Origin of the sequence: Nitrospira sp. (assembly GCA_029194535.1) — a bacterium.
Lineage (GTDB): Bacteria > Nitrospirota > Nitrospiria > Nitrospirales > Nitrospiraceae > Nitrospira_C.
Map to the genome: position 1 here is coordinate 844,672 of JARFXR010000001.1, position 19,885 is coordinate 864,556.

Below are 19,885 nucleotides of genomic sequence, written 5' to 3' on the forward strand. Positions count from 1 at the left end.
AAGCCGATTCCCCCGCCACCACAGAGACTCGCAATCTCTGGATCGTGCCCCTTCTCGGGTTGCTCGGCTATCAGCTTGAGTATCAGGCGAGGGGGGTAGAACTAAACGGCAAGAACTATCCCATCTCTCACAGGGTCGTCAATCGCGGACAGACCGCGCTCCATATCATCGGATACCGCGAAGCTGCCGGGCTGGACAAGAAACCGGATCGGACCACGGTGCGAATGTCGGCCCACGCATTGGTGCAGGAATACCTGAATCTGAGTGACCAGGTCTATGGGGGAGTCACCAATGGACGCCTGCTCAGGCTTCTGCGTGATAGCTCCCGTCTTGTCAAGCTCACCTATCTGGAGTTTGATCTGGATCGGATCTTCACCGATGGTTTGTTTGCCGATTTTGCCGTCCTCTACCGGCTGCTCCACGTCTCTCGGTTGCCCGCGTCACCTGACGCGACGGCCGAGAGCCTGATCGAGCGCTACCATCAAGACTCACTCGAATCAGGGGCCCGCATTCGAGATGGGCTCAGCAAGGCCGTTGAACAGGCCATCCTGTCGTTCGCCAACGGATTTCTCACGCATCCCAACAATGAGACGTTGCGACAAGCGGTCAATACCAGCGAGATCAAGCCGGATGCCTACTATCAGTACCTGCTCCGCCTGATCTACCGGCTCCTGTTCCTCTTGGTTATTGAGGAGCGTGATCTGGTCTATCCTGCTTCAGTGCCGAGCGCAAAGCGACAGGTGTACGACCGATACTACAGCCTGCAACGGCTCCGACGACTGTCTGAGAAGCGGTATCTCGCGGATCACCGGCACCATGATCTGTGGTTGAGCCTCCTCGCCACCTTCCGACTATTTGAGGCCGATGGGCCGGGAAGTAAGCTCGGTCTGGCGCCGTTAGCGGGAGATTTGTTTGGGGCTGATGCCATCGGGCCACTGAACCGATGCATGTTGACGAACGAGGTGCTGCTTGGCTGCCTAAGGTCCCTGGGCCTCTATCAGCATCCCGATACCAAACAGGTCATCCGGGTCAACTATGCGGCCCTGAATGTTGAGGAGTTTGGGTCGGTCTATGAGGGATTGCTGGAATACGAGCCGGTCTTTCACACCACCGGCAACCAAGCTGAATTTACCTTTTCAAAGGGAGAGGAACGAGCTGCTACGGGATCTCATTACACTCCGGACGAATTGGTCCAACCGCTCCTCAAACATTCGCTCGATTATCTCATCGCAGAGAAGCTCAAGGAGACGGATAAGGAAAAGGCGCTGCTCTCATTGCGCGTGGCCGATATCGCCTGCGGCTCCGGCCATATCTTGCTCGCTGCGGCCCGACGGATCGCCACAGAACTAGCGATTGTCCGAACAGGCGAAGAGCAGCCGTCACCTGGCGCGTTTCGCACGGCTGTCCGGGATGTCATCCGCGAGTGCATCTACGGCGTGGACTATAACCCTCTGGCGGTCGAACTGTGCAAGGTGGCCTTCTGGCTCGAAGCCCATAATCCCGGCCAGCCACTGAACTTTCTCGATCATCACATCAAGTGCGGGAACGCCATCGTTGGGTATGTGAGGCGAGAGGAGTTGGATAAGGGAGTCCCTGACGAGGCCTTCGCCACTATGCCTGGGGACGACAAGAAAGTCGCGGCCGAATTCCGAAAGCAAAATAAAGCTGAACGAAAGGCCCAAGACCAAACTCCGTTGAATCTCGCGCCGGAGATTCAGAGACAACTCGACCAAATTCTAGAGCGCTGGCGAGAACTGTCAGTACTGCCCGAGGCGACGCCTAACCAGATTGCGGCCAAGAAACAACGGTATAAGGACTTTACCAAGAGCCAAGATGCCTGGCTGCTGAATCAGATCGCCTGCATTCCGATCGCCCAGTTCTATCTTCCGAAAACACAGCAGAATCATTCTAAACTGATATCAGACGCAGAGTTTCGCCTGTACTGGTCAGGCCAGCGCCATCCACAGGGCCAAGCGACGGCAGCGGCCTGGGTGACATCGATACAGAAACGATTCTTTCATTGGTTCTTGGAATTTCCAGAGATCATTGAGCGTGGAGGGTTTGATTGCATACTGGGCAACCCGCCTTATCTTGGCGGCCAAGCTCTCAGTGGCACTTACGGCCATCCCTTTTGCCAGTACGTCAAATGGCAATATTCGCCGGCTGGTTTGAGCGAATTGGTAGTGTATTTCGTGCGGCGAATCTTCAGCCTCTTACGGTCAGGCGGGCTTACGGCATTTATCACAACCAATTCGATTAAAGACGGCGATATCCGGAAAGACGGACTCGAACAAATACTGGCGAGTAACGGTGGGATCAACTTCGCTATCCGCGGTACTAAATGGCCGGGGCGGGCCAATCTTGTAGTGTCTTTGGTGGCGATCCACAAGGGCGACTGGCACGGTAAGAGAGTGCTCGACGGAAAAGAAGTTTCAGTCATCAGCGCTTACTTCGAGGATAGCCTCGACATAGGCGAGCCGATGCCACTTTCTGAGAATGAGGACCGAGTTTTTCAGGGGTCCATCTTTCTCGGTGATGGCTTCTTACTGTCACATGAGGAAGCTGATCGACTGACCCAGGCTTATTCACGTAATAGGGATGTGATCTTTCGCACGATTAACGGCGAAGAGGTAAATAATAGTCCTATACAGGCGCCCGGGAGATCCATTATCAACTTCTTCGATTGGGGAATTGATAGAGCTCAGGAATATGCGGAGCCTTTTCGCATAATAGAGGAGAAGGTCAACCCCTTTCGGGCTAGGCAAAAGCGAAAACGTAACCGTGACATATGGTGGATCTATGCCGAGCATCGTCCGGGGCTGAACAGAGCTCTCCGGTCTCTTGACCAATGTTTTGTTGCTGCGGCAACGACTAAGCATCTCAACTTCTCTGCTACCCCGACTACCTATGTTTTCTCTCATGCCCTCTATGTCTTCGTGACAAGCCGTTGGGACATTTTCTCGGTGGTCCAATCTACCCTCCACGAAGTCTGGGCGCGCAAATATAGTGGTGCGCTTGAAACGAGGCTTCGCTATTCGCCTTCCGACTGCTTCGAGACTTTTCCCTTCCCCGAAGGCTTGTGGCGGACGGCGAATCCGGAGCTGGCAGATATCGGCGAGCGCTACCACGAGCACCGCCGTGTCCTCATGCGCCAGCTCTGGTTGGGCTTGACCGATATTTACAATCTCTTCCACACCCGTGATCTCACACCTGAGGTAGTTGGCAAGGTCAGTAAGAAGTCCGCTGAAGAGGCGGAGGCAGGTTATCGTGGTCTTCTCAAGCTGCGCCAATTGCATCAAAAGCTCGACGACGCCGTCCGCGACGCCTACGGCTGGCAAGACCTCAAGCTCGACCACGACTTCTATGAAGTCGAAACCCTCCCCGAAAACGACCGCGTCCGCTACACAATCAGCCCCACCGCCCGCAAAGAAGTCCTCCGCCGCCTCCTCGCTCTCAACCACGCCCGCGCGAAGATGGAAGCAGAGGCTCAGACGTCTCAGGTAGCGGCATCGCCGAAAAGCACATCTCGAAAAGGTCGAAAATCCAAGAACCGTGGCAACTCAACGTTGTATCAGGGAGACGATTTGACTGTGCCAGAGGGCGAAAGCAGTGCCTGACAAAATGGCCCGACTTAGTGGAGGTTCCAAGCTTACCACCACGATTCATAGGATATGAAGGTAGATAGACATACAGCCCTGGCACAAAAAGCTCTGAGGCTAAAGAAGGCGTGGTTAGTCGGAGCAGCACTATTCGGCGCGGGCGATCGGCTAGGAGCGGCGGAGCTAACCATCCCAAATTATGCTTCTTGGAATAACAAACGGCTCAAGTTGCACATTGACGATTTGGAAAAGGATTTCGGTCAAATAGCCAAAAACATTCTGCTGCATTGGAGAAAAGCATCTCTGTCTTCAGTTATACGGTGGCTTTCAGAACAGTTTGATGCGTGGCACAAGTCGGGTAGGCAGATCTATAGTCTCGGCAGGGTCTATGAGGTAGAAGCAGCGATTGGACCATTGATGCACCGGCGAGCTATAGATTGTCCGCCCTATGCAGAGGTATTGCTTCAAGGGTTTCACGGCTCAGCCATTCGTCATCCCGAGTATCATCTCGCTTCAGACTTGGCTCTGCTTTATAACCTCTTTCTTGATGCGTGCGCGATTATGGATGAGGCTGAGCGTCAGCAACAATTTCATACTTCAGAGTCTAGTCAGTCGCTGGGCAGGAGCGTGATTTTAGCATGTTTTAATTTACTCGAATCTTTTGTCAGTGGCCTGGCAACTGCGTGGTTGATGGAACGTCAGCACGACGAATCAGCGCTGGTCGACAAGGTGCGAGACACACTGAACGATAAGAGGCTGTCACTACGAAAACGACTGCTTGCGATAACGCCTCTCATTAGCGGGAACCAAACCGCGCTCGACGAATCGAGTTCGCCCATCGGACCTCTGTTTAACGAATGCAAGCAGCGTCGGGATTCATTCGTGCATTGTGAGCCGGGGCCGAATCCCACGCAGTGGGGGTACATCAAAGAGGAACGATTCCACGATGTCAGCCTCGCTGCTGTTCAAAAGACCGTTGATTTGACATGCGAGACCATCAGCCTCGTTTGGAAAGCGGTGCATGGAAGGGAGAAGCCATCGTGGCTTCGGCCAAGAGAGGATAATGGGCGGTTTTCCCGTGTGGATGTCACGCTCAGGTATGCAGATGTCACAACCTCTGAGGGGATGAAGTAGACGACAATCTGACTTGCAGGGAAGAGGTATGCCGCCTAGACAGGACTCCTTTGCTGGGACAGTTTCCGATCTGACAGTACTCTACTTGGCCGCCTTTCCTCGCACCCCGACAAAAGGACAGCAGTCGCTCAGCGATCGCATTCGAAGAGCCCTCTCCTGGATGAATCGCGCAGCCGCGGTGTCCCATGAAGATCGACCACCACGTTATGTCGATCTCTGGATCGCGCTCAATGCCTTATATGGTCAACGATATTACGGAATAGGAAGCGAAACCAAAGGAAAAGACTACAAAGACTTCCAGGAATTTGTGCACTCACTGGCGCAGATTAACAGAGCGGGCGCTGAACTCAAGAGGTGGATCGGCAAGCGGCATGTTCAAGGCCGTATCAGACACCTGGTGGAGAACCAATTCCTCTATGTGGAATATTGGGAAGGTAAGACGGATGCGCTCGCGGGCGCCATTAAACATCAGTCCGAGGGTCTTGAACGGGCATTTCGAAATCACCAAGCAGGCCAAGCGCTTGAGCTGCTATTCAATCGCCTCATCGCTCTCCGTAATCAGATCGTGCATGGCAGTGCATCGGCCGACACACGAAGAAACAAAGATGCGCTTGTCCCAGGGATTCTTATTTTGGAGGAGCTGTTGCCTCTTCTCGTGACGCTCCTCATTGAGCATGGAAGAGGGCGGCCATGGCCGGATGTCCCGTACCCGGGGATCCGGACGCCACTTCACACCCCGCCACGGTGAGGATTGAGTATACGCGCAAGGAAGATCTGTAACTCTGGGTGGTTGAGGCTCTAAAGAAAGCATCACGGTGGCAATGTGACAGATGAAGCAAATGCGGCCAGATCGTTGCTGGATCAGCTGCTGATTGACTCTCACCTGTACAAGCACAGTCAAGCCTACAAGAACCTCCTCGACTTCGTGGTCAAGCTCAGAAACTTCGCTCCGTTCAACGCCATGCTTCTTCAATTACAGAAGCCTGGGCTGAGCTACGCGGCGTCCGCTCATGACTGGAAGACTCGGTTTGATCGTTGGCCAAGAGAAGGCGCACGTCCACTCTTGATCCTCTGGCCCTTTGGCCCCGTCGCTCTTGTGTACGACATACAAGATACGGAAGGAAAAGATATCCCTCCGGGTATTGCGTCTTTCTTTGCGCGGGGTTCGATATCCAAGGAACAGATTGAATCTTATCCATCCATCCTGTGGAGGAAGAGGATTGAGTGGCTTCCCGTAGACGCCGGGGACCGCAACGCAGGATTGATCCGAGTGGTATCCCGCGGGCGTACTCCAAGTGAGCACTCACATTATCGAATCCAGATCAATCGCAATCACGATCCTCCGATAAAATTTGCTACTTTAGCGCATGAGCTAGGCCACCTCTTTCTTGGCCATCTTGGCCCCGACAAAGCGCTTGGTGTGTCAGATCGACCCCGAATGAGCCATAGCCAGCGCGAACTCGAGGCCGAATCACTAGCGTACCTCGTGTGTGCTCGAAACGGCGTATCCTGCAAGTCAGAGCAATACCTCTCGGATTATGTCTCGCAACATACGACGATCGATGACATCGATCTGTACCACGTGATGCATGCCGCCGGCCAAATCGAGACCTTACTTGGGCTCACCGGACACACGGTTCGAGAAACCGATGAGAAATTCAGGTGCCGAGAAATGACAACCGGGGCGCTTCGTTCAACCATCGGCTGGCAAGACCTCAAGCTCGACCACGACTTCTATGAAGTCGAAACCCTCCCCGAAAACGACCGCGTCCGCTACACAATCAGCCCCACCGCCCGCAAAGAAGTCCTCCGCCGACTCCTCGCCCTCAACCACGACCGGGCGAAGGCCGAACAAGCCGCTGCTGTTGCTATCCCGAAAACAAAAAGAAGCTCGAAGAGAAAGACCCCACAATCAGCGGCGGGCCTTTATACCGACAGTACAGAAGTTGTCGAGCTGGACTGATTGTATTATGGGTGAAATGCGTGACGGCTATCGCTGACAGATCGAAGACCGACGGGTTGCCGGATGAACCGGTCCTGACAGGGCGCCAGAGAGCATTGTTTCAGGCTTTAGGGAAGAAGGATCCTCAATTGGCTTCCATGTACCTCGGCGCCCTTTGGGTTTTAGAAGTTACATCAAATCCAGACCGTATTGCCCAAACCGCGCATAGTCTAAGAGAGTTGCTCGAGAAACTCCCGCGCATTCTCGACATCCCCCTTCCAGCTAAACCGCCAAGTATGATGGACAAGATTAGGCCGCTAGAGAAAGCGTGGAGCAAGGCGAAGAGCGAGTCGTCAGGCTTAAATGCTAATCCGCGCTCCGATACCATTGATACATCTCTTCGGAGGTTCTTGGACGAGGCGGAAGCGTTTTTTACCTGGCTCGCGTCCAGTCGGCCCACAAGAAAGCAGCAGGCAGCTATTGTGGTAAGGGGACTCGACCCATTAAAGAAACTGCTTCCAGAAACGATAGAGAGCTTACACGTTAAAGAATGGGATAGTTACCGCGACCATTTTGAACTGGTGTCGCATCATCAAATCATGGAAAACCTCGAAGAGTTCCTAAAGTGGGTCGAGGGTTTTGAGGGGTATCTAATCGATCGATTAATTCCAAGAACGTTTGACGATTTTTCAAGGCTGGACACTATCATTGGTGAAGGTGAAGCCAATGGTTAACCAGGAAGCAGTGCAGAAAGCTAAAGCAGCAATAAAGCGAAGTGCAGATTTCGACTACTTTTTCGATAACTTGATCTCTCCTGCTTGGATTATGCCGCTGTTTCAGGAGGGGTTTTTTGACAATCCCTATCCGCCGATACGTGACGAGCAGTATATCCGGTTCCCGATATGGCCTGCCTCCCGGTATCTCGTTCGGATGGCTGAATTGTCACCGAATGAAGTGGCGCACGTAGCCTTGCGGATCTCTGATACCAGTAATGTTCGAGTGTGGGAGGATCTGGCTGAGATCGCTTTCAAATTGCCACCCCCCCTCGCCGCTAAGTTTGTCCCGCTCGCTGAGCGGTGGTTTCAATCGCCCATTCAACTTCTCCTGCCGGAAAAAATGGGCCAGTTGGTTTCTCATCTTGCCAAGGGAGGGCAATTTCCTGCGGCCTTGCAACTTGCAAAATGGCTTATTGTGGTGTTGCCAGACCCTAAATCAGAAGAGGCGGGTACTGAGGAAGAGAAGAAGTATCGACTATCTCCCACACCTCGATCCCAGTTTGAAGAGTGGGAGTATCAGCGCATTCTCACGCGGAATATTCCAGATTTAATAGCTGCTTCCTGGAAGGAATCATTTACTTGGTTATGCGATCTTCTTGAGCAGGCAATAGCCTTCTCTCGTTATTCAAAAGACGACACCGGGCCTGAAGACTATTCGTATATCTGGAGGCGAGCTATCGAGGATCATGAGCAGAATGTCCATCATGGAGTAAAAGAGCTCTTGGTCACCGCTGTGCGCGATTCGGGGCAGCAAGTAGCCGTGTTACACCCTCAATGTGTGGGGGAGGTGATTAGCATCCTAGAAGCCCGGCCATGGAAAGTGTTTCACCGCCTGGCACTACATCTGATGCGGCAGCACCCAGATGCAGTTCTTGATGTGATCACGGCCCGCCTTACCGATTACGACCAGTTTGAGGAAGCAGTTCATGAGTATCGACTCCTTCTTCAGGCCATGTGGACTAGGATTGGCATCGAAGCACAGAACATGATTTTGGGATGGATTGAAGCAGGCCCTACGGACATCGAGGAGCGAAGCTCGTGGTGGGAAAAGGAAAAGGGAGAGCGACCCTCTCCGGAGCAAGAGCAGAACTACAAGAAGACTTGGCAGCTAAAGAAACTTGCCTTAATTCACAAGGACCTCAATCAAACATGGCAAGATTATTACCAGGCCCTTCTCCGAGAGGTTGGGGAACCGGAACATCCTGAATTTTCTTCGTACACAGTAACCTGGAGGGGGCCAACTAGTCCAAAAGACAAACAGGAACTTCAGTCATTATCGGTAACCGCATTGAGAAGTTTCCTGGATACTTGGAGGCCAGGAAAAGATTGGCGTGGCTTTGCTCCAACCCCGGAAGGTTTAGGGCGAACGCTTACGACGCTGATAAGCGAAGAGCCAAGTCGGTATGCAGAATCGGCATTGGAGTTCCGTGGGCTGGATCCTACCTACGTTCGTTCAATCCTTGATGGCTTTGTTCAGGCGCTTGGTCACAATCGCTCCTTTCTCTGGCAGCCCGTTCTCGATCTCTGTGGCTGGGTTATAGAGCAGCCGATTAGCCTACCCGGGCGAGTCATTTCAGACCGGGATGCTGATCCAGATTGGGGATGGACGCGGAAATCGATTGCGCGGCTACTCTCGTCTGGATTTAACCACGATACCCTAATGCCACAGTTCAACCTTCGGGAAATACTTTGGGGGATACTGGAGCCATTGACAAAAGATCCAGATCCCACCCCAGAGGATGAAGCCGAGAATGAGGGTAATAAATGGGAACCGACGACGTTACCTATCAATACCACGCGTGGTAATGCACTGCATGCGCTAATCCGTTATGCAGTCTGGGTTCAAGAGTGCCTCGATAAATCCGCTGGGGAAGCGTTACCGAACAATCACAGCTTCCAAGCAATGCCGGAGGTCAGGCAGGTTCTAGACTATCACCTCGATCCTGCAAATGATCCATCAGCAGCGATCCGTTCCATTTACGGACAATCGCTATCCAATCTGCATTGGCTCGATCCTTCATGGGTTGCGTCGAATATAAAGACCATCTTCCCTCCAGATGCCGTTGGATTCCGACTCCATTTAGCTGCGTGGGACGCTTTTATAGGTTTCACTAACCCGTACAAGAAGCTCTATCAGCTGCTAAAGGATGAGTATAGAGCTGCGGTTGAGCGAATAGGTGCGGATCTCCCAGAACAGCAACTTTCAGCTGATCGAGATGAGCGTCTGGCCGAGCACCTCATGGCACTGTATTGGTGGGGAGAGCTGTCTATAGAAGAACACCAGGGATTGATGGCGCGATTTTATGAGAAGGCCTCGCCAGAATTGTCTGCTCACGCGATGGATTTCCTTGGCCGATGTTTGCGCGATAATAACGAATTGCCCATAGAGGCAATTGACAGGCTTAAAGCCTTCTGGATTTGGCGCTATACGCAGATAACAACGACTGGCAAATCAAAGCACCACGCCAGGGAACTTTCAGAGTTTGGAGGATGGTTCGCTTCAGGTCACCTGGACCTCGACTGGTCCATTTCTCAGCTCCTGGATGTTCTCAAGCGTACAGGCAAGGCGGAACCGGATCACTTAGTCATTGAACGGTTGGTTTCGATCCGTGAGGCCATGCCGGGCAAGGTAATCGAATGTTTGCGGCTTCTCATTGAGGGAGATAAGGAAGGTTGGCTTTTGCTTGGTGAACAAGAGCACGTACGTGAAATACTCTCTGCTGGTGTGGCTTCATCTGATCAACATGTCAGGGAGGCAGCTACTGAACTTATTAACTGGTTGGCTGCTCGAGGAAACCGGGAATTCCTCAGCCTGTTATTTAAGCACTCTGGTCAGAACCACGCCGGACTGTAGATTTATGTTCAAACAAAGTGAACGTGAACTTTTAGAAAATCTAGTGGAACGATTGGTGAGACTTGAGGGCTTGTCTGGCACTGAGGGCCTTGATCACAAAATCCAATTTCTGTGCTTCGTATCGGAACAATTGAAGTTTGAACGTGGTGGTGACAACGATGAAATCAGCTTTGAAGAGTACATGCAATCGACAGTAAGCATCTGGGACAACCAACTGATTATCTCCGCTCCACCGCTATTCCAAAATGTAGGTTCAGGGACAAGTCCGATCCAACTGCAGGCGCCTCTTCTTTTGTTTTTGTTGCTAAATCATAAGGAGCGGTATCAGGTTCTCGACATCATCAGGCTGTTCGTAGAGCAGATGCGTGGTGAACTAACATTTCTCGACTTCAAAAAGACTAAGACAGGTGTAACTCGCTGTTTCACAAACACTCGGTTTGCTGCTCACGTACTCCGTGATTACGGACTACTGAAATTCACAAATCAGCAGGCCTTTAAAACCTGGGAATTGTCCTTGGCAGGTTTTCTAGTTGCAGCATCCATCCTGCAGCAACGTGCTAGTCAGAAAAGGCCCTGGTACGACCTGGGGCCGGCACGAGATGGGAGTTTTGATCTTCTGTCTGAGATTCGTGATGCCTGTAGAGGGATTACCTCTTATGACGAGTTCGTCGTCCGCCTCGCTGCCATTTGTGAGCCTGACGCCGCCCTATTTAAGTCATTCCAGCCCGCATTGAAAGAGGCCTATGCTCTGCTGCAAGGGTACTGGGCGATCTTGAGCGATCAGAGTAAAACGCATAAGGAACGCCGCGAAGCTAGCTTGGAACGGATCAAGCGTTTGGACAGCCTTGGCGAAGAGTTTTTCCGTGAACTGTCCCGTTGCGTCCAGATCAACGACGCACTTCGCAGAATAATGCAGAGTGCCAAATGATGTTTATTCCTCTCCTCTCAGCCAAAGCCACCACTGTCAGCGCCGAACGCACGATCGACCCGCTCGGCCTCTATCAACATCAAGGGAACAAGGATCGCGAGACTGACGTAGAAAGCGCCCCCTGGTTCAAGGTCTTCACAGGTGAGCGCATCAACGATCATCATCTCAGCCTGGACGACAAGAGAAAGGCTCGACATTCTGCAGTCGAGCGCGGCTCTGCGCGTCAATCCTGAGTGTGGTGGCTTGCGCAGCCTCTATTGCAATTAAATAGGTGAGCAGCCTATTGTCAGAAAAAACGATCGCTTTTTCTGACATTAATCCGCCATGAAAGTCTCTCACCCCATTGCCCGTAAGTTGTTAGCCAGGCTTGAATCATCGGCTGGGGCGGTCGTTTCCGTGAGGGACCTCACCGAATTAGGGTCTCGGGCTGCTGTAGATCAAGCGCTCTCGCGGTTGGTGCGTGAGGGTCGGATTCAGCGGGTTCGACGAGGTCTGTACGCCTGGCCTCGCACCAGCGCATTGCTCAAACGACCGGCGGTCCCATCGCCTGATTGACCTTCCCCCCGAAAACTAGACCATTGGCAAGGCAGTTCGGCTGTGCTGAGATGGGCCCACAGAAGGGGGCCATGACGCGCAAACGGCACACGGAGGAACAGATTATCGCAGTGCTCAAGGATGCCCACGCGGGCATCGGGGTCCAAGAGCTCTGCCGCAAGCACGGCATCTCGGACGCCACCTTTTATAAGTGGCGGGCGAAATATGCCGGCCTCGAGGTCAGCGACGTGAAGAAACTCCGCCAACTGGAAGACGAAAACTGACGGCTCAAGCAGATGGTGGCGGACCAAGCGCTGGACATCCAAGCGCTGAAAGCCATTAACGCAAAAAACTGGTAGGGCCCAAGGCGAAGCGAGCGCACAGTGGGTCACGGCGTGCTTTGGGCTCAGTCAGCGGCGGGTGTGCCGCGTCCTGGCACTCGATCGGAACACGCTCCGGTATCGCAGCCGACGCCCGAACGATGCCGCCCTGCGGACGCGGATCCGCGAGATGGCCGAGCGCAAGCGCCGCTATGGCTGTCCGCGGATTTATGTCTGGTTGCGACGGAAAGGGTAGCCGGTGAATCATAAGAAGGTAGAGCGCCTCTATTATCGAGAGGAGCAGCTCTCCCTCCGCCGGCGACGCCGGAGAAAGGCGGCCGCGGTCCCTCGCGTCGCCCTCCCGGGGCCAACCCGGCCCGGACTCTATTACGCGATGGATTTTGCACATGACCGTTTGGTGACGGGGCGACGGTACAAGTGTTTGACGATGACGCATCCCTGTTCGCAAGAAGCCTCGGTGATTGAAGTCGCTGTCTCCCTTGGCGGGGCGCGGGTGTGTAGAATTCTCGATCGGCTGATTCTCACTCGCCCATTGCCAGAGACCCTGATCCTGGATAACGGGCCCGAATTCGCCGGGACGGCGCTGGATGCGTGGGCGGCTCAGCATGGGGTCCATCTCCACTTCATTCAGCCTGGAAAGCCCGTGCAGAATGCCTTTATCGAGAGCTTCAACGGCAAGTTTCGGGATGAATGCCTCAACGAGCACTGGTTTCTGACCCTGCAGGAAGCGCAGCTCGTGATCGAAGCGTGGCGGCGGGAATACAACGAGGAGCGGACGCACAGCGCGATTGGGGATGTGACACCCCAGAAGTTCATTACTCACTATCAAAACGGGGCCCAGCTGACACAGGAGGCAACTTCCTCAGCTCTGGTGTAATAAACGGGGGAAGGTCAAGATGCTCTCAAACCATTCCGATAAAGCGACAAGTATCCTGCCTGTTCCACCTTCTCTAAAACCTTCTCCACACAACGCTCAGGAGTGTCCATATCAGTCTCTAAGACGACTTCCGGGGACAACGGTTCTTCATAAGGATCTGAGATGCCTGTGAAGTTCAAAACTTTTCCGTCCAAGGCCTTTCGATAGAGGCCTTTCGTATCCCTACAAATGAGCACTTCCAGGGAACACTTGCAGTACACCTCAATGAAATGACCGATCTTCTCTCGTACTTTCTCACGAGCTGCGCGGTAAGGGGAAATTGCCGCAACAATAGAAACTATTCCATTTCGCGATAACAATTGACACACAAAACCAATGCGTTCAATGTTTCGCTCACGATCTTCTTTTGAGAAACCCAGATCTTTACACAAATTTGTTCGGACAATATCGCCATCCAGAACCTCCACCTTTTGGCCCAATGCGCGGAGCTCCGCCTCAACCAACCGTGCAATCGTCGTCTTACCCGCTCCTGACAAACCCGTAATCCATATAGTCACTCCTTGATCCATCAGCTTATTGTCCTTTCCAGTCGAAGTTTCCCATCTTGCTATCTCAAGTTTGTTCTAGGATGGTCAAGCCTAAATGTCCGTCTTATGTTCCGGCCGCCGCCTCGTGTGAGTCCCGTTCCGGCAACAGCCGTTTCCGCCACGGATGGTCCGGCTTCGGCACGATCGGGCACAGGGGTCGCTGGACCGCCTTGGACTCCACCGGACTCGACAGCCGGCCGCGGGCCTATGGCGCGATCAAACCGGCAGCCCGAAACCAGCCCAGGGCTTCTGCCACAGCGACGGAGCAGTCGCGCATCGGTTTCAGTCTCAATTCCAGCGCCGACTGACGTCCGTCGAAGCGAAAGTGCCTCTGCGTCAGTCGAACCCCCGTGACCGTTGCCATGGGTATAGCTCCGGTGAAGTGGCTGCAAACCCGTTCTTCGAGATGAGCAAAGGCGAGGGCAAGCGCGTAGGGAATTCGCCATCGGGGCACGGGTCGACCGGTCAGCTTGGCCAACAAACGCAAGATGTCAAGGATGCTCCAGTCTTCAGCGGCCAGCAGATAGCGACGTCCAATCTCGCCGTGCTCGGCAGCAGCCCAGATTCCGGCGGCGGCGTCGCGAACGTCGATGAGATTGAGACCGCCGTCCAGATAGCCTTTGATCCGGCCGTTGCAAAAATCACAGATCAAACGGGATGGTGGCCCCTGGTTAACGTCGCCGGGACCAACAGCGATGGTGGGCCGAACGATCACCACCGGTTGTCCGGCTTCCACGGCTTCCTGGGCAGCCTGTTCGGCGAGCCACTTGCTGCGACAGTACAGCCCGATCATGTCGCACAGTGAGGTTCGGGTTTCTTCCGTGATCACTTCCTGACCACGCGCCGCCGCGAGAATTGATTCTGTGGAGACGTGGACGATGCGGCGTGCGCCGGCGTTCTGGGCGGCTTCGAGCACATGGCGCGTCCCTTGGTGGTTGACTTGCTCGAAGTCATCCGGGTTGCGCGCCCACAGGTTGGGATTGGCCGCCAAGTGCAGCACAACATCACAGTCGCCGGTTGCCCGCGCCACGGCTGCTCCATCGCGGATGTCGGCGAAGACGATCTCGATCCGGTCTTGCGGCAAGTGCGAGACCGAAACTCCCGGCTTCTCTAGCACACGCACCGCATGACTCGCAGCGACGAGCTGCCCCACCAGATGCGAGCCGATGAATCCCGCGCCGCCCGTGACTAGAACCCTGCGTGGCTTCATAGGATCAGCTCGTCCAGCCTCTGCAGAGCCGGTTGGAGAGATTCTTTTTCCATGCGTTTGAGCAGCGCGTAGGCGCGACGATTGAGGGGACAGGGACGATCGCCCGCCAGGTGCAGAAGATGTCCGTTATAGTTGTCGATCTCGGTGCGACCTTTGGGAACGTCTCCTGACATGGAACAATACGTGTTGCGCAAGCTCACGGAAAACGGCCATGCGAGCATCCAGGCGAGCGGTCGGAATCGCAGGATACGGTCGACTGCGTCAGGGTGAAATGGTCCGACCTTACCCAAAGGCACCTGGGCATCTTTGAGGATCCGGTAATTCTCGCGCAACATGGCGAAGAACAGCTGCCGCGCCCTGCGATTGATCAGCAGCTGGCTGTTATCAAGTCCCGCAGCCGCCGCGAGCGGGCTGATGGCGGAGTTATACATCAATTTTGCATACTTGTAGGGCAGGATCTCTGCGACCTTCCGGACCCGAAAGCGGCCGTGTCGCCGCAGTACTTCGATCAGCGATTCCACAGAGGTAGATTCGCGGCGGTGTTCGCTCAAGGCAGTGTGCCCAATATGCAGACTCCCCCCTCGGGTGATTCGCGTGTGCGTTTTTTGAGGAAAACACTCGGAGACGAACGAGGCAATGCCTTCGATATGACTGTGCTCGATCAGGTCGGGATCAAAGCCGTTCTGAACTGGAATGACGGTCACTGTCGGGGGCAGTCGATTCAGCACCGCCTTGTTGTCATAGCATTTCGTACAAAGAAGGATAATGCCCTCTTGCGGCGGCTGCCACTCCGCAAAATGGACGAACTTTGCCGGAAGCAAGGGATGTCCATCAAGACCCACGCCATGAGAGCGCCCCCAGTGCACTTTGGCTGGGTCGGCCTCGACAAAGATCGCATCGATCCCGCCCGCGCGCAACGCGTAGCCCAGGGCGCATCCGATGCCGCCAGCTCCCACCACGAAGACTGCGTTCGAAAGCTGATTGGCCATTTCCCTCTGACTATAAGGCCTCTTTATCGCTTGCCCGCAGAAAGCGGAAAGGGATAATAGGTTCCGTTGAGCAAAAAATCAATCGCTTGGCTTATGTGGTGGGCCTGCCCCGCCGCCCTCGCCTCGCTGCCGGCGACCTCGCGTCTGTGGTCGCATGAAACGCGACCTTGCCAAGGTCACCAGCTTGAAGGGCTGGGAGATTCGTGGTTTCGCCCATCCGGCAAGGGAGGCTGACGGCGGCATCATCAATTGTCAGACTGTGTGGGGAAACATTGAAGACCTCGATGGGGTCGATGTACTATCCTGGAGTCGTGGGACATCCCGCCGTCTGAGTATATCGAGACATGTCTGGCAAGGAGGACTGCTCGTGTGTCTCAAGAAGCGTGCCTTCGCCGGCTTCTCTCTTCTGATGTTCTGCGCGGTTCTGGTTCTGCCTATGCCCATCAGGGGTGAGACGCCAGGGGCCGCCCAAGTCATCTCACGCTTCAACGGGGCACTGATCGAAGCAATGAGGGGTGGCAAGCAGTTGGGGTTCAGCGGCCGCTACCGACTGCTTGAGCCAGTCGTGACAGAGACCTTCTTGCCTCCTTACATGGCGAGTGTCTCTCTAGGCAGACACTGGAAAACCCTCACGCAGGAGCAGCAGCGGCAGTTTGAAGAAATCTATGCCGAATGGTTGATTGCGAGCTATGCGAAGAATTTTCACTCATACGCAGGAGAGCGCTTCGAGATCACGAAACAGTCCCAGACGGCAGGCGGCGCGGCGATCATGAGCAAATTTCTGAACTCTCAAGGCAAAGCAACGGAGTTCGACTACCGTCTGCGACTGACGGAGGATGCCTGGCGTATTGTGGACATACGCATTGCTGGCGTGAGTCAGCTTGCCAATACGCGCGCTCAATTTGTGAGCGTCGTTGATCAAAAGGGTTTTGACGAGCTCGTTGCGTCGATCAAGCAAAAGATTCGGGACTTCTCCCGGAGCGATGGGCAATGAGCCAAGGCCCACGTCACGGCTGGCATGTGACCTCTGACTTCCTCGAAAACTGCATCGAGTTCGACCAGGACAGGCGGTCTGCCCACACTCAGATAGATGAACGGGCGAGTGTTTCCGCAGCCTGCTAACCCACACTATTCATGACGGTTCGTGACCCTTCGACTTGCTCAGGGTCCCGAGCCCAGTCGAGGGACGAACCCGCCAGGACACCATGCGCGGTCCACGGCGGAAGAATAATGAGCGCCACGCTTGTGGACGCCGTCGAGCCGGTGAGACGGCGGTGTCTTGCACGCGGAGCTGTGAGGAAGGCAGACCGTTGGGCGGAACCTCGATCAGATCCGGTTCGGGAGACAGACAGAGGGGTGATACACCCGGCTGAATGACTGAAATAATCTGAAGAGCCAACACTTACACCGACCCGAACCAACCATGTTCACCGAGCCTCCCCTTACGCGCACACAGCGCCTGCTGAGCACATGGGTTCTCCTCGTTCAGCATCATGCAGTCGCCGTACTCGTGGCCGGTGTCCTGCTGACGTTTGGGACCCTCTATTACTCCGCCGCCAATTTCAAGATCAACGCCGACATCCGCGGCATGATGTCCGACAAGCTGTCCTACCGCGGATTGTACAAGGAGTTCTCCAAGGCCTTTCCACAACTGAGCGACACCGTCGTCGTGGTCATCGATGGCACCACCACGGAACAGGCAGAGGCAGCGCGGAAAACCATCGCCGAGCAACTGAGGAAAGAACAGGCGATCTTTGCCGACGTCTATGAACCAGGGGCCGGAGCGTTCTTTCAAAAGAACGGCCTCCTGTACCTGAACACTGAAGAACTGGAGAGACTCGGAGACCGACTCTCGGCAGCCCAACCCTTTCTAGCGCGTCTGTCCAAGGACCTCAGCATCCGCGGACTTTTCGAGGTCGTTGAAAAGGCCTTGGAGCAAGAAGATCTCAGTCAGGCCCAAGACCGCGCTCTTGCCCTACTCCTCGATGGGATGAGCAACGCCTTCGATAGCGCGGTTCACGGAACGGTCTACCAGATGTCATGGGAGGGCCTGGCGCTCGGTGGAGAGCAGACCGCGAGGCAATACCGCCAGTTCATCCTACTGAAGCCACGAGTTGCGGATTCATCCCTGGCTGCGGGACGCGTCCACATCGAGACCATTCGCGGGATTGTCAGGCAGTTTGGCTACAATCAGACCGGAACCGCGCGAGTGCGGATCACGGGAGATTTCGCACTCGCTTACGAAACCCTCCTAGAAGTCCGCAACAGCACAGGAATTGCGACCGTTGCGTCTCTCCTGCTTGTGGCGCTGATCCTTTCCGTGGGTCTCTACTTCTCATGGCGCCTCATCTTTTGCAGCCTTGTCACATTGATCACGGGGCTCATCTGGTCCACCGCATTCGCTCTTGCCACCGTGGGTAGTCTCAACATGATCTCCGTCACATTCGCGGTGCTGTTCATCGGACTGGGCATCGACTACAGCATACAGTTCTGCCTCAGATATCGGGAGCTGCTTGTGCAAAGCGGCCATCAGCAGCATAGCATCACTTCGACGGCCACCAGTGTCGGCAGAAGTCTCTTCTTCAGCGCTGCAACTACGGCACTCGGCTTCTACGCCTTCGTTCCCACTGCCTATGCAGGAGTGGCTGAACTGGGCTTCATCTCAGGGTCAAGTATGTTCATCAGCTTCTTCGGAAACTTGACCGTGTTGCCCGCTTTACTGACCATCCTCCCCGTGAAGGAGAGCCGGGGGTGGGAACCCTCCTGGCCGTGGCTCGTCAACCTGCCTTACAGGTATCCGCGCGGTGTCGTCGCCGTCGGTGCGCTATGGGCGTTGGCCTCTCTCTTGACCCTTCCACGAGTCTTCTTCGACTACAACCCGCTCAACCTCCACGACCAGTCCTCAGAGTCTGTGGCAACCATGAAAGAACTCTTCAATGACCCTAAAGGCCAGCCATGGACCGCTTCGGTGCTTGCGGACGGTGAGGACAGGGCCCTTCGTCTCGCGGAGCAGCTGAAGCGCCTTAACGAAGTCAGAACGGCCATAACGATACATGATTTCATACCGGGCAATCAGCAGGACAAGATCAATCTTATTTCCGACATCGCTCTTTTCATGTCACCCGAGCTCGAGCGGCCTCACGTCACGCGCCCCACCTATGAGCAGAACATTCAAGCGCTTGCACGCCTTGAGCGGTCTCTCGAGAGCCATCTCAACGGACTTCGGCATTCCACCAGAGAGTCGGCGCAGAAGCTGTATGTCAGCATCAGAAGATTCACGGCTCTTCTTGAAGACAACCAGCGCGGCCTGTCCGCCCTTGCCCTGCTCGACGAGAGTTTGACGCCTGGGCTTCCCATGCTCCTCGAGAGACTCGGGCCATCGCTGCAGCCAAGCCTGGTGGAGGGACCATCCTCCCTTCCTCGAGAATTGCGGAGCCAGTACGTATCCTCAGACGGCCGCTTCCGTGTGCAGGTGTTCCCGCGGGACGACATCACGAACCTGGCAAGTCTGGAAGGATTTGTCCGTGCAGTCAGGTCGGTGGCGCCAGACGCTACCGACACACCTGTGATGGTTTACGAAGCAGGCAGGGCCATAGCGGCCTCTTTCAGGGAGGCGTCGCTTTACGCGGTGATCATAATCTGCGCCTTTGTGCTCGTCGGTCTCAGAAGCAGCTCCAAGACGCTTCTGATACTCACCCCTATGGTGCTCGCCTTCCTGCTCACAGCCGCCGCGTCGGTGTTGCTCGGTGTGCCTCTCAATTTCGCCAACGTCATCGTGGTGCCTCTGATTCTCGGGATCGGGGTCCACAGCGGCGTCATATTCATCGTCCGAGACTGGAAAGACCCGAGACGGAAGGACAACCTTCTGAAGTCCAGTATGGCCCGCGCCACGCTGTTCAGCAATCTGGCCACGATGATCAGTACTGCAAGCCTCGCCTTCTCTCCACACCAGGGGATTGCGAGCATCGGTATACTCCTGAGCATCTGTCTCGCGTTCCTCATTCTTTCAACGCTTCTCTTTCTGCCGTCATTGATCGTGCTGCTCAAAGTGCGGCTTGAGTAACGGGGGCTCGCAAACCCTGGGAACCTCCTTGGCGAACGTGATAAAAGTTGG

The 19,885-nt window shown here is 54.8% G+C and carries 13 protein-coding genes and 1 pseudogene; 11 read left to right on the forward strand and 3 right to left on the reverse strand.

From position 1 onward, the window contains the following. The first annotated feature begins 59 nt into the window (after window positions 1–59). The 9 genes and pseudogenes from P0111_03880 (at window position 60) to P0111_03920 (ending at window position 12,985) form a co-directional block, all read left to right on the forward strand. The gene (locus P0111_03880) at window positions 60–3,617 is read left to right on the forward strand and encodes a hypothetical protein (GenBank protein MDF0643144.1); all 3,558 of its coding nucleotides are present in this window, start codon (window positions 60–62) and stop codon (window positions 3,615–3,617) included. Between the two features lie 54 nt (window positions 3,618–3,671). Beyond that, complete coding sequence (locus P0111_03885; protein MDF0643145.1) at window positions 3,672–4,733, forward strand: hypothetical protein; 1,062 nt, start codon at window positions 3,672–3,674, stop codon at window positions 4,731–4,733. Between the two features lie 28 nt (window positions 4,734–4,761). Continuing rightward, window positions 4,762–5,481, forward strand: coding sequence for a HEPN domain-containing protein (locus tag P0111_03890; protein MDF0643146.1), 720 nt, complete (start codon window positions 4,762–4,764; stop codon window positions 5,479–5,481). Window positions 5,482–5,556: 75 nt separating this feature from the next. Continuing rightward, a complete protein-coding gene (locus P0111_03895) occupies window positions 5,557–6,696 on the forward strand; it encodes an ImmA/IrrE family metallo-endopeptidase (protein MDF0643147.1) in 1,140 nt (379 codons plus the stop codon). Window positions 6,697–6,716: 20 nt separating this feature from the next. Beyond that, window positions 6,717–7,409 (forward strand): hypothetical protein, encoded by a 693-nt coding sequence (locus tag P0111_03900; protein MDF0643148.1) that lies wholly within the window; start codon window positions 6,717–6,719, stop codon window positions 7,407–7,409. After that, window positions 7,402–10,305 carry a hypothetical protein gene (locus tag P0111_03905; GenBank protein MDF0643149.1) on the forward strand — a complete coding sequence of 968 codons (2,904 nt, stop codon included), beginning with the start codon at window positions 7,402–7,404 and terminating at the stop codon, window positions 10,303–10,305. Before P0111_03900 ends, P0111_03905 begins: the two co-directional genes overlap by 8 nt. Window positions 10,306–10,309: 4 nt before the next feature. Beyond that, entirely contained in the window at window positions 10,310–11,233 is a 924-nt protein-coding gene (locus P0111_03910; GenBank protein MDF0643150.1) for a hypothetical protein, read from the forward strand. Further along, window positions 11,230–11,466 (forward strand): hypothetical protein, encoded by a 237-nt coding sequence (locus P0111_03915; protein ID MDF0643151.1) that lies wholly within the window; start codon window positions 11,230–11,232, stop codon window positions 11,464–11,466. Before P0111_03910 ends, P0111_03915 begins: the two co-directional genes overlap by 4 nt. Window positions 11,467–11,859: 393 nt before the next feature. Then, a pseudogene (locus P0111_03920) lies at window positions 11,860–12,985 on the forward strand (IS3 family transposase). Between the two features lie 14 nt (window positions 12,986–12,999). Here P0111_03920 and cysC read toward each other — a convergent pair. The 3 genes from cysC to P0111_03935 all read right to left on the reverse strand — a co-directional run bounded on the left by cysC (window position 13,000) and on the right by P0111_03935 (window position 15,771). Continuing rightward, window positions 13,000–13,557 (reverse strand): adenylyl-sulfate kinase, encoded by a 558-nt coding sequence (gene cysC / locus P0111_03925; GenBank protein MDF0643152.1) that lies wholly within the window; start codon window positions 13,555–13,557, stop codon window positions 13,000–13,002. A 220-nt stretch (window positions 13,558–13,777) separates the two neighbouring features. Then, window positions 13,778–14,782: an NAD-dependent epimerase/dehydratase family protein gene (locus P0111_03930; protein ID MDF0643153.1), complete on the reverse strand. Its 1,005-nt coding sequence runs from the start codon at window positions 14,780–14,782 to the stop codon at window positions 13,778–13,780. Further along, on the reverse strand, window positions 14,779–15,771 hold the full coding sequence (locus P0111_03935; protein MDF0643154.1) for a ketopantoate reductase C-terminal domain-containing protein: 993 nt from the start codon (window positions 15,769–15,771) through the stop codon (window positions 14,779–14,781). Before P0111_03935 ends, P0111_03930 begins: the two co-directional genes overlap by 4 nt. Before the next feature lie 367 nt (window positions 15,772–16,138). Between P0111_03935 and P0111_03940 the strand changes: the two genes are divergently transcribed. Further along, the gene (locus tag P0111_03940; GenBank protein ID MDF0643155.1) at window positions 16,139–16,765 is read left to right on the forward strand and encodes an ABC transporter substrate-binding protein; all 627 of its coding nucleotides are present in this window, start codon (window positions 16,139–16,141) and stop codon (window positions 16,763–16,765) included. 429 nt (window positions 16,766–17,194) lie between these two features. Next, on the forward strand, window positions 17,195–19,834 hold the full coding sequence (locus P0111_03945) for an MMPL family transporter (GenBank protein ID MDF0643156.1): 2,640 nt from the start codon (window positions 17,195–17,197) through the stop codon (window positions 19,832–19,834). Window positions 19,835–19,885 lie beyond the last annotated feature (51 nt).